The following is a 15,098-nucleotide window of genomic DNA, read 5'->3' as shown; positions in this document are numbered from 1 at the left end:
CTATAGAATGAGGGATTCGCAGCACTGCCTGAACTCAATAAAAGCTAACCGTAAACACCAGCAGGACAGCATGCCACACCGTTATATTCGAAAAATACTGGAAGCCCGGGTCTATGATGTCGCCATAGAAACCCCCATCGATGAGGCTCGCTTCCTTAGCCAGCGCCTGAATAATCAGGTTCTCCTGAAGCGAGAAGACTTGCAACCCGTGTTCTCCTTCAAGATTCGGGGCGCATACAACAAACTGGCCCAGCTCACTGCACAAGAAAAAGATCGTGGAGTCATTGCTGCTTCTGCCGGTAATCACGCTCAGGGAGTCGCTCTTGCCTCCCGGGAGATGGGCATCAAGGCCACTATAGTCATGCCAGTCACTACACCCGAGATCAAGGTCAGGTCAGTTCGGGCTTATGGTGCCGAGGTCGTACTCCATGGAGATGCCTTTGATCAGGCACTGGCTCACTCTTTTGAGCTGGTTAAAGAGCATGGTTATACCTTTATTCACCCTTATGATGATATCGATACCATTGCCGGCCAAGGCACTATTGGCATGGAGATCTTGCGCCAGCATACCGGACCTCTGGACGCAGTTTTCATTCCTGTCGGTGGTGGTGGTCTGGCTGCCGGTATAAGTGCCTACATCAAATACCTGCGACCTGAAGTAAAAACCATCGGTGTTGAGTTTGAAGAATCCGCCTGCTTGAAAGCAGCCTTGGAGGCAGGCGAGCGAATCATTCTTCCCCATGTGGGTATTTTTGCAGATGGTGTAGCTGTAGCACAGATTGGTGAAGAGACTTTCCGGATCTGTCAGGAGTGCATTGACGAAGTCATCACCGTCACAGCTGATGAAATCTGTGCTGCAATCAAAGATATTTTTGATGATACTCGTTCTGTCTGCGAACCTGCTGGCGCTCTGGGTATCGCAGGCATGAAGAAATATGTGACCCGTGAAAAGATTCAAGGGCAAACTCTGCTGGCAGTAGACAGCGGTGCAAACATCAACTTTGACCGTTTGCGCTATGTCTCAGAGCGGACTGAACTGGGGGAAAAAAGGGAAGCGATCATAGCGGTTACCATTCCCGAGAAGCCTGGCAGCTTTAAGCAATTCTGTGAACTTCTGGGTCGCCGCAATATCACCGAGTTTAACTATCGCTTCCACAACCCGGAAAAAGCCAGAATATTTGTTGGTGTTCAGGTTCACCCGGATCAGATGCCAATCGACCGGCTGGTTAATGAACTCCAGCAGCACGGCTACCCCGTTGTAGACCTGACCGATAATGAAATGGCCAAACTCCATGTTCGGCATATGGTGGGCGGGCATAGCGAAGCCGTAAAAAATGAGCAGGTTTACCGCTTTGAATTCCCGGAACGTCCTGGAGCCTTGTTGAATTTCCTGAGCAAACTGGGTCAACGTTGGAATATCACGATGTTCCACTATCGTAATCACGGAGCTGCCTATGGACGGGTTGCGGTAGGCCTGGATGTTCCTGAAGAAGAGCATCAGCATATTCCAGAATACCTTGATGCCATTGGCTATCGCTACTGGTCTGAAAATGACAATGAAGCTTATAAAGCGTTTTTGGGGGACTGATTTTGGTGAAATCGGTCTTCAGATTAGATACCCTCTAATCAGGAGATCGACTCTCCCAGCTTATAGAATAAAGTCTTTTAAAACATACAACTATAAAGCCAAATATCAGTACAACCAATTAAATACACCTTCTTGAACACCATTCTACCTGCAATAAGAAATTCCCTGTCTAGCGAAACTACTATTGAACTTTTTAACCATTTTGTACTCATTGTATTGGTGGGTATGAAATTTAAATAATCACAATTAAAAAACAGTCTAAGGATAGTCATAATGGACCAAATCAAGCTTGGCGTATTCCCCGCCCTGTCACATTCGTGGCATAAACATTCAGACTCATGGCTGGTTGTCAGAGCCATAAAAACCCTTGTTAATGGTATCAAGGCCTTTTTCGGTGGCTATTCAGTCAGCGTTGTTGACAAAACAACGCCTAAGCTTGTGGAAAAACATCCAAATGCATGGTTCTCCAAGGTACTCCATAAACCATTAAGTGCTTATAGCATCAGCATCCCCTCAGCCTGCAAGAGCTCAAGCAGCTATGTTTCTGATAAGGTGACTAAACTGGATCATGAAGGTCGCAAGCTTCAGGTTAAACTTGCTTTCAAGCAGGATGGTAGTGTTGCGGCCATACCCATGTATTTCTCCGATAATCCCTGGTTCCCATCCAACCTGAATGGAGCAGCCTGCCGCTCTAGTGGTGATGCTGAAGCACCTGGAAAAAAAATAGTCTGCCGACATTTCTCCTGGGCTTATGCCACAAAGGTTTTTGGTCGTGGAAAAGATACTTTCGCAACCATAGATTCACGCGAAAAAATACGATCAACTTTTGCTAATACATCCAATACTCCATGTGTATCGGCTCACTATCATCCAGATGGATCAAATACCCTAAATAAAACTCAATCCCATTTTGCAGATGGATACTATTTCCGTGAAGGAAAGTTTTCTGAAGCACTTAATAGGCTGGTAAGTAAATACTGGGGAATTTCTGACGGTGCAGAAAAGAACTTCTTATTTGATACAAAAAAACACTCGATGGCCTTAAGGCTGAAGAAGCAGGATGGTTGTATGAAGGTCATTTTCTATGAACCCAATGATACCCTAAGGCATAAAACCTTCCTTTTGTCAGAGCCTGATCTTGCTGCCTATATCACCACAAAAGATTTGAAATCAGATCATATTGGAGATGCCGGCTTGGTCAATATTGGCGATAGAAAAGAATCCGTTGAGGAGTGTGATGTTCAGTGTATTGGCACAACACCTTCCGAATTCGGCATGTATCCCCTGCCAGGCCACGATAATCATGAAACATTCAGGAAAAGAAGAGGAAGGGGTATTGGCAGATAAAATCACAGCCTACCTATCGCACCAGACATTTGTCTATAAATCGGGTTTAACAGCCTCGTTTATAGACAAACTCATGAGTAGATTTCTCAAACATAAAACAGCACAACCGAAGCGGCCGTTAATGAAGCCAGAGACCAATTGAAAGCTTTCAGGCTTTGCTCATTTCTCAGAAAGCGCTTCAGTCCTGAGCCAAAAACCACCCAGGCTGAGCAGCAAGGCAGATTGATCAGAGTAAATATAACGCCTACCAGTAAAGCAGAAACCGTGTAGTTATCTCCAGGCAGTGTAAAAACAACAGCACTACTGATGGCCATCATCATGGCTTTCACATTCACAAACTGAAAGCTGATGGCCTGAAGAAAAGTCATCGGCCTTTTACTGATAGCCTGCTCTGAAGCGCTGGCAGCCGTAGCAATCTTCCATGCCAACCACAATAGATAAATAGACCCTGCATACTTCAAAGCAGTCTGAAGCTGTGGATACATTTCAAAAACATTACCCAACCCAAAAGCAACAGCCAGAAACAGAATAAAGAACCCAATAGAGACCCCCAGCATATGAGGAATACTTCGGGTAAAACCGTAGTTCACACCACTGGCCGCCAGCATAATGTTATTCGGCCCGGGGGTAATACTGGAGCTCAAAGCAAACGTTACCAAGGGTAACCAGAGTATCTCTATCTCATTCATTTTTATTTTCTCGGCATCATTCTATTAAAGCCTCACAAATTGAACCCATACAATTGTATCATTCGAGCAATCAAGGCTTGATACCAGTATGATAGAATGACAAAAAAGAGTTCAATTGATAAATTGTCACCATGACAAATTAACCGGCTTATCAAACCTAATAAAAACAATGAACAAAAAGAAAAATGCTTCACAATGGCTCCCCAACCTGTCAGTTCACTCTGGCTCCAAATATATGGCTTTGGCTGATGCTATTGAGCAGGCAATTAAAGGGGGATCATTAAATACCGGAGATAAACTACCGACTCACCGCTGGCTGGCAGATTCACTGGGCGTTACTGTTGGTACTATTACCCGGGGGTACGCTGAAGCAGAAAGACGACGATTAATTACCGCCAGAGTAGGTAGCGGTACATTTGTCACGGGAAAAGTCTGGCAACAGGCGCAATTCAACGTTCCTCAAAAATCAGAGACATCATTGATCGATATGAGTCTGACACTTCAGGCTCCGGCACCAAGAGAAGCTCTCCTTGCTGAAACGTTGAACACCATTGCAGCCAACTCTGCACGGATGTGTTCACTGCTGGATTATCTTCCTGAGACCGGGCTTCCAAGACACCGAAGTATTATATCTGACTGGCTCTCAGCACTTTCCATTCAGGCAAACCCAGACAATATTTTAATCACCAATGGTGGGCAGCACGCTAATATGATGGCCCTGCAGGCTGCTACACGCCCGGGAGATACCATAGTTTCTGAGGCCCTTACTTACCCTGGCTTTATCAACGCTGCTCGACAGTGGCAAACGCATCATATTGGCCTGCCAATGGATGAGCATGGTCTTATTCCGGAAGCGCTTGAGCAATGCTGCCAACAGCACCGCCCAAAACTACTCTACCTGATGCCCTCTCTGCAAAACCCGACAGCTGTTGTCATGCCACTTGAAAGGCGAGAGAAAATCATTGCAGTAGCCCGTAAATATAACCTTTTGATTCTCGAAGATGATGTGCAGTTTGTTACTTCAGATAAACGACTTACCTCGCTCTATAGCCTTGCCCCCGATCTGGTAATCTACAGTAGTAGTTTTTCAAAGACTCTCTCCGGAGGACTCAGAACCGGTTTTCTTTGTTATCCTTCTCACCTGAAAGAACGACTGATTATGACTATGCGCAGTGATTGCTGGGTTCCACCACCACTCATGGCTGAAGTTGTAAGCGAGTGGATTGAATCTGGTATTGCCCAGCAACTCATCCAATGGCAGACCGAAGTCATTGCCAGACGTCAGACGTTAATGCATCAGTTACTGAAACCTCTGAAGATACAGGGCCAATCCTACAGCTTCCATGGCTGGCTACAACTTCCAGAACCCTGGCGAGCAGAAACCTTTGTACGACAGTTACAACAGAAGGAGATTAAAGTACTTCAGTCAGAGCTATTTGCTGTTGGCAGCAGTGCCGCACCGCAGGCCGTACGCCTCTGCATCAGTAGCCCGGGCAGTGACAATGAAGTTCAGTTTGCACTAGAAACTATTCGAGATATGCTAACCGTAGAATTAGAACCGATCTATCGCCCTCTGGTTTTCTGATAATGGCCAATGACAAAACAAAGCTGATTATTAACTATTTATTATTCCAGGCAGGTTGGTTTGCCTGTGTCCTTGGGGGAAATACCATTGCTCTGGCAGCAACAGCTATTATTCTTTTTATCCATCTCACATGGATAGGAAGCTGGCAAAAGGAAAAGCAGCTGCTAGCCATCACGTTTTTACTTGGCTGCGCGGTTGACAGCTTTCTCGGCAACCTGAAAATCCTGCAATTCAGCTCTCAATTAAACGATGACGGACGTATCTTACCCCTTTGGTTAGCCTGCCTCTGGCTGATATTTGCTACAACACTCCGGCACAGCCTTGACTGGTCAAGGCGTCACAAGTTTTACGGGGCTATACTTGGACTGCTTGGTGGGCCATTAAGTTATCTGGCAGGAGCAAAACTAACGGACGTCACTCTAGCTCAGCCCTTATGGCAAACTCTGGTAACTCTGGCAATTATCTGGGCAGTCATCGTCCCTTTGCTCCAGTCCTTCTCTCAGGCCTGGCTGAATAAAGCAAAAAGCTAAGCATACGGCCAGAACCATACCGCTTCTTCTGCAGTTTTCATTCTAAAGCCGCAGAAGACAGCACTTAATCAATCTCCGTTTCAAATTCCTTATACGCAAAAATGCGATTCAGATGATGACTTTTGGCCAGTTTCCGGAACCAGTAGCTGCACCACTGTTGAGGCGTAATAGATTCTACTGACGGTGGGACAGTAACGGCGTAATAATCCACAGGAACACTCTTTCCTTCGTCATCTACCACACAGAACAGTATTCCGGGCCCTGCTTTAGAGCCGTCTTCCATTGTCCTGGGTTCAGTATGAAACACCATTTCCACACTCACTCGCCAGATGTCCCGCTTGCTGCACATCATCAAGCGAAAGCATGCAGTATCAAATCGCACACCCGCACCTGCTTTAATAAACTGCTCAGGTTCGAGCCAGGAAGGAAATTTGCGAACCAGAAGGCCATCAATTTTATGGCCACCACTGGAAAACCACTGCTGTAATGCTGCTGACTGGCTGTTCAGCAACTCATCGATAGAAGAACAAGGCAAAATTAGCGCTCCCATCCGATTCTCCTAATCCATCAATTTTCTCTATTATTTTTTCGTTTCGGGTTAACTTGATCCGAGATACTTTTCAAGCTCTCCCAATACCTTTTATCACAGAGATATAACATTAGAAACCTCTGTTTTTTGATTCATGTCTGCAAGTGTTCGTCAGTAGCAGCCCGCAAACATTTAACGAAAGTTCTCCCAGTGCTAAAGTAGCCTGATTTAATGCGTTAGCTCAGGGGTAGTACTGATGATGGATCTGAAGCTTACAGAATACAGCCATGGTGCAGGATGCGGATGTAAAATTTCGCCACAGGTACTTGATGGCATTCTGAAAACAAACCTTTCTCTTCCCGAATTCCCAAATCTTATCGTCGGCCATTCAAGTAAGGACGATGCTGCCGTTGTCGACTTGGGAAATGGCGAGGGGATCATCAGTACCACTGATTTTTTTATGCCCATCGTGGATGACCCATTCGACTTTGGCCGGATTGCTGCAACCAATGCAATCAGTGATATTTATGCAATGGGTGGCACTCCCATAATGGCTATCGCCATTCTGGGCTGGCCGGTTAATAAATTGCCGGCAGAAGTTGCCGCACAAGTAGTAGACGGTGGTCGTCAGGCTTGTGCTGATGCGGGCATACCTCTAGCAGGAGGCCACAGTATTGATGCACCTGAACCCATCTTCGGGCTTGCAGTGACGGGTCGTGTACCTCTTGAACATTTGAAAAGAAATGACCAGGCCCAGGCAGGCCATAAGCTTTATCTTACCAAGCCATTAGGTGTCGGTATCCTCACTACCGCACAGAAGAAGAAGCAACTGAAAGATGAGCATCAACATATCGCACGTGATTCAATGTGTACTCTGAATACAATGGGCGCAGATTTATCATTGCTCAACGGTATCAGTGCAATCACCGACGTTACAGGCTTTGGCCTGCTCGGCCATCTTCTGGAGGTCTGTGAAGGCAGTAAGGTTAAGGCCACTCTCTATACCGATAAACTCCCTCTCCTGCCTCATGTAGAACTGTACCGTCAGCAAGGCTGTGTTCCAGGAGGGACGGAAAGAAACTTCGCCAGCTATGGTCATAAGGCTGCTGAAATTACAGAATCACAAAAACATATTCTTTGCGACCCTCAAACCAGTGGTGGCCTTCTGGTTGCAGTAGACCCATCTATGGATGAAGCCTTTCATACTGTGGCTGAGAGGTTTGGGCTATCCCTTGAAGCTATTGGAGAACTCTCACCATACGACGGTGGCAAATGGGTAGAGGTGGTTTGATATACCCGGAAAGCACTCCCCGGTAACTGCCCTTGCGTTACTCTAGCTCCTGCATCCATGTATACACCCCAGAAACCGCTCCTGCGTTTCTGGGATACAGTACGTCCCTGTGTATTCCCTGAAAATTGCGCCTGCATTTTCAGGATACAGCACATCCATGTGTATAAAAAAAGCCCGGTGGAAACCGGGCTTTAAATTTATGTTAAATAGGTCGATTACCGTACTCACCGGAGGGTTTTTTCGGTGGGTCTGCTGTAATATTTGATTGAACCTCTTCGATCTCTCCACCGTTTTTAAGGAAGGCTTCGATCTGGGCATCAAGACTGGCTCTCAGTTTTTTGCGCGATTCAACCGTCCGCTCTTCAGCGGGCTCATCACGACTTCCTAAAAAACCGATATCAACACCATCAAAACCAGCAGCAGCTTTACTCGGCTTTCTCCGTGCCATAGCTAAGTCCTCTAATGTACTGGTTATCGGAGCTTCTGCTCCAATATGTTATATTTAACTTCATATTCCGATTTTATAGTTATAGTCCAGCATTCATAAAATGCCAGTTCGGTTTATGCCTCCTTATAAGTAATGATCTGTTAATACCTGAAATTTATAATTACGCATATGCATCACCTTGTAAAGTGATGATTAGGTTTCGATTTCCTCCACGGTCACGGTGCTCTCCCAACCAAACCCCCTGCCAGGTGCCCAGGGCCAGTGAACCGTTGGTAATCGGAATCATTACATCGGCACCAAACAGGCTGGATTTAATGTGCGCTGGCATATCATCACTGCCTTCTATTATGTGCAAAAAATACTCTTCATTTTCAGGAATATAATGATTACTGAATGTTTCCATATCATGACGCACATTGGGATCAGCATTCTCATTCAATGTCAGTGATGCGGAAGTATGCTGTATAAATACGTGACACAAGCCTGTTTTGCATTGCGCCAACTCAGGCAAATTTCTTGTAATTTCTTCAGTGATAAGGTGAAAACCACGCTGATAGGTGGGGAGCTGCACCTGCTTCTGTAGCCACATGATTAAACCCTCACTCAAAAATGCCGATAGAAACCTGTCAGCCATTAAAGGATAAATGTCGGTTTATCTATGATGGCACTTTAAACGATAAAAGACAGGTTACTGTGAACACGATCCGATACATTCCTATGCTCTTGTGGGTTATTGCATCACTACCGGTCAAAGCAATGTATAGTGGTGAACTTAACTCTTCAGGGTGCACATTTCTGGATATGCAGAGTTTTTACTTGAAAGAGTTAGGCATTAATCCAGATGTTCGTATTGAGTATCTGTACTTGAGAATGCCCGAACCCAATATGCTGGGTTATACACTTCCACTGAAGAATGGAAATTATCGGATAGTCCTTTCCAATGGACTTGAACCCAGTGAAGTCCGTATCACTATGGCTCACGAACTAGTACATGTAAGACAACTCGAAAACAAACAGATCAAGATTACAGAGTTCCAAAAGCACTATATGGAAAGGAGCTTTGAGGACGAGGCGTTTAGACTGAGCATCCCCCTCGCCATCAAATTTTATACAAAACATTTCTGCCAGAAACCAACAACTGAAGCCTCATAGGCTTTGAGACTGCTGCTCTGCCCCCAGGTCACTGACATGCTGTTTATAGCCTTCACCCAGCCAGAGATAGACGCAAGGCAAAACAAAAAGCGTGAAAAACGTACCAATCAGCATACCCGCTACCAGAATAATACCGATACTGTTTCTCGCTTCAGCCCCTGCACCAGTGACCAATACCAGTGGAAAGTGCCCCAGTACGGTAGCAGCAGTGGTCATCAACACAGGTCGAAGGCGAATCTTGGCTGCTTCTCGAATAGCCTCCATCTTCTGGTAGCCCTTAAACTGAAGTTCATTGGCAAACTCGGTAATCAAAATCCCGTTTTTGGCAACCAGTGCAACCAGTGTAATAAAGCCAATCTGGGCATAAATATTCACCGTGGTCAGACCAGTAAAGCTGAACAACAATCCGCCAAAAAGCGCTAATGGTACAGAGCCAAGCAGAACGACCAGAGGAGAACGGAAGCTGTTAAACTGTATTGCCAGTAATAGATAAACCACTGCCAGAGCCATCACCAGTACAGAAAACATACTGTTACCTTCCTGACGAAGCTGTCTGGAAACACCGGCATAGTCGACGGTGTACGTCTCTGGCAAAATATCCAGAGCAGCTGTCTCAAGTGTTGCCAGTGCCTGATCATTCGTGGTACCAGGCAAGACACCACCAAGAATCCGGAATGAGCGCTGCTGGTTGAACTTACCCATTACTCTCGGGCTGGTGATATTTTCAAGGCTTGCTACGGCTCTCAAAGGCACAAGCTCTCCAGCAGAGGTTCGAAGAGTAAAGTCCAAAAGCTGCTCAGGATTATTCCGCCCTTCTGACAGGACCATAGGTATCACCCGATAAGCCTTCCCAGAAGCATTAAAGCGATTCACATCCTGTTCAGAAAGTAACGCACTCAGTTGTTCGATCACCTCAGCGACCGTCATACCAAGGTCAGCAATACGATTATGGTCAAATACCAGACGAGTCTCGGGCAAATTTATCTGTAAATCGGTATTCACAAACATAAACTGACCACTCTTATAAGCAGCCTGTATCAACTGGCCCGCGTATTTTTCCATCTCCGAATAATCATCAGGAGCCTGCACCACCAATTCCACATCGAACTGACCGGCGGTCGGTAAAGAGGAAAACAGTATTGGGAAAACCTTTAAGCCTGGCTCTCCTGACAAGGTTCCAAACACAGCAGGAAGCATCTCATGCACACTCTGGGATCGTTGTGCATAATCAACAAACTCAATACCACCAAAACCACCTTCAGAAGAGATGACCTGCCAAATCAATTCAACACCAGGTAAAAAACCTAATGAGTCGATAACCCCATTCATGTGCTGATCGGTATAGACAATGGAAGCATCCGGGGGAGACTCAACGACAATATTAATACTGCCCTGATCCTCCACAGGTGCCAGCTCTTTGGCGGAAAACAGATAGAGCGGGGCGATTAATAATGAGAGAAAAACCGACAGAAAAAGCACCTGGTTTCGCCATTGAAAGACCGAGTCCAGCCCACGCCCATAAACCTGTCGCAAACGATCAAAGAATTGGTTTACTTTCAGTGTATAGCGGTTCTCACGCCCTTTTTCAGGACACACCCAACTGCTCATAACCGGCGACAACGTGATAGCCACCACGCCAGAAATCAGCACCGCAACAGAAAGCGTAAAAGCAAACTCTCTGAACAGGCTGCCGGTTAAGCCGGAAACAAAACCGATGGGGGCATAAACAGCCGCCAGCGTCAGTGTCATGCCAATAATCGGTTTCAACAGTTCTCTTGAACTCAGTAATGCAGACTCTAATCGCGATTTCCCCTCCCGCATATGTCGTGCAACGTTCTCAACCACGACAATGGCGTCGTCCACGACCAGACCGACTGACAAAACGATGGCCAGTATGGTCAAAAGATTCAGGGAAAAGCCCACCAGCCACATGATGGCAATACAACCGAGAATCGAAATAGGAATGGTCACCAGTGGCACCAGTGCCGTACGAAAGGCCCCCATCAACGCCAGAACAACCAGCCCGACAATGATGATCGTTTCAGCGAGAGTAACCACAATCTCCTTCAGAGCCTTGCGCATATAAGCCGTGCCATCATAGCTGATCTCAATCTCCATACCCTGGGGTAAGGTAGGGTTGATTTTGTCCAGCCGACGATAAACCTCATCACCAATGGATATCTCGTTAGCCCCCGGCATTGGCCATATAGAGATAAAAACGGTCGTGGTTTTATTAATTCTGGCTGAGACCGTACCCCGGTCTTCGCCCATGACGACTTCAGCAATATCGCCAAGACGTATAATAGCGCCATCACGCCGGGCCAGAACCAGCTGCTGAAAGTCACTGACCTCACGCAGAGTTGCATTGCTCTGCAGGTTCACCTGCTGACGGTCATTTTCTGTCTTGCCCAGGGAAGCAATAATATTATTGGCACGCAGCGCTGCCAGAACCTCACCAGCCCCCAGGTTCATTGCCGACATCCTGACCGGGTCCAGCCAGATACGCATGGCAGGGTTGCGGCCGCCTTCCAGCCCTACCCGTTGAACACCGCTGATAGACGTCAGCAATGGCGTTACATGGCGTTCCAGATAGTCAGTCAGCTGAGCACGACTCCAGTGCTCATTTCGAACATTCAAATAAAAGACAGCTGCCGGACGGTCTGTTCTTTCTACTGCAATGGATGGATCATCCGCTTCATCGGGCAGTTCGTAACTGATCTGATTCAAACGGGCCGTCAGTTCAGCAAGGGCGGAAGTACTGTTTTCATTCAGTTTCAACCAGGCCGTAACCCGGCTGATGCCCGCGGTGGTATTGGAGTCTACATAGTCCACTCCCGGAATGGTCATAGCTATTCGCTCAATAGGCTCAGTAACAAACCCCTGAACCACATCCGCTGAGGCACCGCGATACTCTGTGGTAATCACCAGAGAGGAGCTCTCAATCTCGGGAAACTGCAGTACTGGAACTTTCTGCACCGCTACAGCTCCAGCAATCAGAAGAACCAGAGAAATCACCAACGACAGCACAGGACGTCTGACAAATATATCCATCATTCACCCCACTTACTGTACAGACGTAGTCGATGAGCGGTCAGAACCACTCTGACCGCCGTAAACCAGAACGCCGGGCTTCAGTTTAAAAGCCCCCACGGTGGCAATTCGAGCACCTTGATCAAGACCGGACTTCACTACCACCTTGTCACCCAGCCGATCACCGGTTGTAATATCCTGGCGATAAGCACGAAACCCATCTGCATCGGGATCTTTATCAAGCCGATATACATACTGCCCCAGCGTGTCCTGCTGAATGGCCAGAGCTGGCACTGCTTCAACCATTTCACTGGCCCCTACTGGCACATGAACCTCAACCACCGCATTATGCATAAACGACAGTAAATCACCGTCCACTCTAGCTCGATAGCGCCGACTTCTGGAGCTTGAGGAAATGGTCGTGTCCAGAGCAACGATCTTACCCTCAAACTCTCCAGTACCAGCATCCGCTACATTTGCATTATTCTGAAGCAGTCTGATTCTGACGGGAGAGCCAACCACAACATCGCTGTAAAACTGAGGCAGGTTGAAATCAATCCAGATATAGCCGGGATTGCCAACAAGCGTGGTAATGGCTGTACTTCCCTGAAGAAAGTTACCCGCTTCCAATCGGTGAATTCCCACCCGACCACTGAATGGCGCTACGATCTTTTTCTTTTGAATAGTGCTTTTCAGTGCATCAATATCCGCATTGGCTATACTGAGTTCAGATTTGGCCTCATCCAGCTGGGACTGACTGGCGGCATTGGTTTTGCGCAAATTGGCAATCCGCTGATAAGCCAGCCTTGCCAGTTCAGCCCTGGCAACGGCTGACTTAAGCTGAGCCCTTTCTTCACTGGTATCCAGCTGAAGCAGAAGCTGTCCTTTCTGAACCTCTCCACCAGAGGCAAAGCCTACCTTAACAATACGCCCGGGCAGCTCATTCGTCAGTTCGACACGCTGCGGGGATACGGCTTCACCAATCACCTTCACTTCAGGCGTGTACTCAACAAGATCAACTGCCTGATATTCAACGGTTTCAGAGTGCTCAGGGAATGATTCGGCAAAGGCAATCGCACTGCGTATCTGCAGTACCTTAAAAGAGGCAAGTCCGGCAAAGATCAAAAGCGAAACAACGAGCGTAATACACCAGCGGCGAAAGTTCATAGTTCTCATGACGGCTCCAAAGCGCTTTCTTATTGTTATCCGAGATGGAAATTCGAGCAGCTTTCCACTGCATTATCGTTATAAACCATTCAGGACAATCGACTCAGTTTACACTATTTTCTCTCCAAACTAACGGTGAACAACCTTCTGCAATAGCCACAGGCCTCATCAACATAAGCGTTAAAGGCGATGGTATAAATAGTTGTGTGCCTTTGCCGACCTATAATCAACCGTACTAAAGCCCGAAATACTTCCGAGTCTTTACCATGAAAGTCTCTCGATTACTGTTATTAGCCGTCTCTCACTGCCTTTGCCTTCTGATAGGCTTTGCCGCCGGTATTTACCTGCTGCCTATTCTGACTGCTCCCGATGCCCCATCAGTTTCTGTTATTGAAGACAGCCGCAAGAGCCAGCGATTCCAGGGTGAGTTTATCAGGGATCGGAAAGACAGTGATCAGCTCCATTGGGGAGAGGGCGAGTTCAGCATTAACAGGGATTCCATCAGTTTCACTGGCAAGCTGGCTCCCGGCCCCGACTACAAGCTGTACCTGTCACCGGTTTTTATTGAAACGGAAGCCGCCTTTAACCAACACAAATCAGAGATGATGAGGGTTGGCGATATCAAAACCTTTGATAACTTTCTTATCCCACTGCCAGCAACCATTGATCCGGCCAAATACAATACGGTCATCATCTGGTGCGAAGCTTTTGGTCAGTTTATTACTTCCGGGACCTATCAACCCTAAGCTCACCAATCACTAAATAAGCAACTAAGCCTGCTAGAAAAAACCACAGAGACACGAAAAATCTAATGCCCCCAGACCTTGATCCAAGATACTGAGGGGCTTGATACACTGTGGCTATTGTCAGCTTCTGTTATCACGTCATTATAATCTTAATGCCTCTGGAGGCCGTAACACTGTTGAGCTGATATTTATCAAAGAATACGGAAGGCCAAAAGATCATAGAACATCACCCGTCCTGCCAGTTCTGAGGCGACCAGACAGGCCACACCTGCAATGCTGCAAGCAGGTATATATTTTCTATTCACCAATGGCATTCCCAGTAATAACGCCCCCACTGCCAGCAAGGCACAACGGGCCATCGTTAAACCATTATCTGCAAGTATCGTTGTCATGCCCGGCAGACTGCCAAGAAACAGAACAAACAATGGAATACTCATAAAGGTCAACAGAGCGCTAACGGTTACACCAACCCTCATCCACTGCATTCCCGTAGAGTGCATCGCATCCAGAGTAATCACTGAGGCAAATCCGAGAACCAGACTGGTCATCATAAACTGAACAGGTGTCCATATACTGAACCAGGGATCCACTGTATGCAGGTTATAGACACGGCTCATGGTAAAAACCATGACCAGTCCTGCTATGGCAGTGGTAACCTGCAAAACCCGGTTATTGGCCAGTGGATGACGCCTTATATGCAACATGGAAACTAAAGCAGCAATGGCTCCAAACAGCGCCACCGAGACAATTTCCCAGCTCAAAGGCGACCCGTGTGCCAGACCGCCCAGAACATTGATCGCACGAAATGGCTGGCCCAGATGCAAAAGAGAGGCCATACCCGCAATGCCAAGAAGCACGATCATTACGCTATAACTTACCGTCAGCCTGCCGCCAGGTGGCTCTTTTCGAGAAAGCCCCTGTAATGCAAGAACAAAGGCCATGCCCGCTGCACCCTGCCCCAGCACCGTAAAGACGACCAAAGACAGATTTTCCATG

14 protein-coding genes are annotated in these 15,098 nt (G+C 47.0%); 7 read left to right on the top strand and 7 right to left on the bottom strand.

Annotation, left to right across the window (positions count from 1 at the left end):
* Positions 1-7: 7 nt before the first annotated feature.
* Together ilvA and GV64_RS06310 are read left to right on the top strand one after the other, a co-directional pair.
* Complete coding sequence (gene ilvA / locus GV64_RS06315; RefSeq protein ID WP_020580965.1) at positions 8-1,588, top strand: threonine ammonia-lyase, biosynthetic; 1,581 nt, start codon at positions 8-10, stop codon at positions 1,586-1,588.
* A 273-nt stretch (positions 1,589-1,861) separates the two neighbouring features.
* On the top strand, positions 1,862-2,935 hold the full coding sequence (locus GV64_RS06310) for a ShET2/EspL2 family type III secretion system effector toxin (protein WP_020580966.1): 1,074 nt from the start codon (positions 1,862-1,864) through the stop codon (positions 2,933-2,935).
* An 86-nt stretch (positions 2,936-3,021) separates the two neighbouring features.
* On the opposite strand, the gene GV64_RS06305 is transcribed toward GV64_RS06310, so the two are convergent.
* A complete protein-coding gene (locus GV64_RS06305; protein ID WP_020580967.1) occupies positions 3,022-3,624 on the bottom strand; it encodes a LysE family translocator in 603 nt (200 codons plus the stop codon).
* 169 nt (positions 3,625-3,793) lie between these two features.
* Between GV64_RS06305 and GV64_RS06300 the strand changes: the two genes are divergently transcribed.
* Both GV64_RS06300 and GV64_RS06295 read left to right on the top strand, forming a co-directional pair.
* Positions 3,794-5,209, top strand: coding sequence for an aminotransferase-like domain-containing protein (locus GV64_RS06300; protein WP_020580968.1), 1,416 nt, complete (start codon positions 3,794-3,796; stop codon positions 5,207-5,209).
* A 2-nt stretch (positions 5,210-5,211) separates the two neighbouring features.
* Entirely contained in the window at positions 5,212-5,739 is a 528-nt protein-coding gene (locus tag GV64_RS06295; protein ID WP_020580969.1) for a DUF2878 domain-containing protein, read from the top strand.
* A 64-nt stretch (positions 5,740-5,803) separates the two neighbouring features.
* Here GV64_RS06295 and GV64_RS06290 read toward each other — a convergent pair whose 3' ends face one another.
* A complete protein-coding gene (locus GV64_RS06290) occupies positions 5,804-6,289 on the bottom strand; it encodes a hypothetical protein (RefSeq protein WP_020580970.1) in 486 nt (161 codons plus the stop codon).
* A 232-nt stretch (positions 6,290-6,521) separates the two neighbouring features.
* Here GV64_RS06290 and selD point away from each other — a divergent pair, with 232 nt between their 5' ends.
* A complete protein-coding gene (selD, locus tag GV64_RS06285) occupies positions 6,522-7,559 on the top strand; it encodes a selenide, water dikinase SelD (RefSeq protein WP_248630885.1) in 1,038 nt (345 codons plus the stop codon).
* A 202-nt stretch (positions 7,560-7,761) separates the two neighbouring features.
* On the opposite strand, the gene GV64_RS06280 is transcribed toward selD, so the two are convergent.
* Entirely contained in the window at positions 7,762-8,007 is a 246-nt protein-coding gene (locus tag GV64_RS06280) for a hypothetical protein (protein ID WP_020580972.1), read from the bottom strand.
* A 160-nt stretch (positions 8,008-8,167) separates the two neighbouring features.
* Complete coding sequence (locus GV64_RS06275; RefSeq protein WP_020580973.1) at positions 8,168-8,596, bottom strand: secondary thiamine-phosphate synthase enzyme YjbQ; 429 nt, start codon at positions 8,594-8,596, stop codon at positions 8,168-8,170.
* A 128-nt stretch (positions 8,597-8,724) separates the two neighbouring features.
* On the opposite strand from GV64_RS06275, the gene GV64_RS06270 reads away from it, so the two are divergent.
* Positions 8,725-9,159: an ImmA/IrrE family metallo-endopeptidase gene (locus GV64_RS06270; RefSeq protein WP_020580974.1), complete on the top strand. Its 435-nt coding sequence runs from the start codon at positions 8,725-8,727 to the stop codon at positions 9,157-9,159.
* On the opposite strand, the gene GV64_RS06265 is transcribed toward GV64_RS06270, so the two are convergent.
* Both GV64_RS06265 and GV64_RS06260 read right to left on the bottom strand, forming a co-directional pair.
* Entirely contained in the window at positions 9,154-12,213 is a 3,060-nt protein-coding gene (locus GV64_RS06265; RefSeq protein WP_236632922.1) for an efflux RND transporter permease subunit, read from the bottom strand. The two genes, GV64_RS06270 and GV64_RS06265, sit on opposite strands and share 6 nt — an antisense overlap.
* A 9-nt stretch (positions 12,214-12,222) precedes the next feature.
* Positions 12,223-13,365 (bottom strand): efflux RND transporter periplasmic adaptor subunit, encoded by a 1,143-nt coding sequence (locus GV64_RS06260; RefSeq protein WP_081622023.1) that lies wholly within the window; start codon positions 13,363-13,365, stop codon positions 12,223-12,225.
* Between the two features lie 257 nt (positions 13,366-13,622).
* Between GV64_RS06260 and GV64_RS06255 the strand changes: the two genes are divergently transcribed.
* A complete protein-coding gene (locus GV64_RS06255) occupies positions 13,623-14,102 on the top strand; it encodes a DM13 domain-containing protein (protein ID WP_020580977.1) in 480 nt (159 codons plus the stop codon).
* A gap of 191 nt (positions 14,103-14,293) precedes the next feature.
* Here the strand turns inward: GV64_RS06255 and GV64_RS23640 are convergent, their stop codons facing one another.
* The gene (locus GV64_RS23640; protein ID WP_051087771.1) at positions 14,294-15,097 is read right to left on the bottom strand and encodes a dimethyl sulfoxide reductase anchor subunit family protein; all 804 of its coding nucleotides are present in this window, start codon (positions 15,095-15,097) and stop codon (positions 14,294-14,296) included.
* Between the last annotated feature and the right edge of the window lies 1 nt (position 15,098).

The sequence above is a fragment of the Endozoicomonas elysicola genome (assembly GCF_000710775.1).
GTDB classification, from domain to species: domain Bacteria; phylum Pseudomonadota; class Gammaproteobacteria; order Pseudomonadales; family Endozoicomonadaceae; genus Endozoicomonas; species Endozoicomonas elysicola.
The sequence above is the reverse complement of the archived record's forward strand: the minus strand, read 5'-3'. Positions and strand labels throughout refer to the sequence as shown.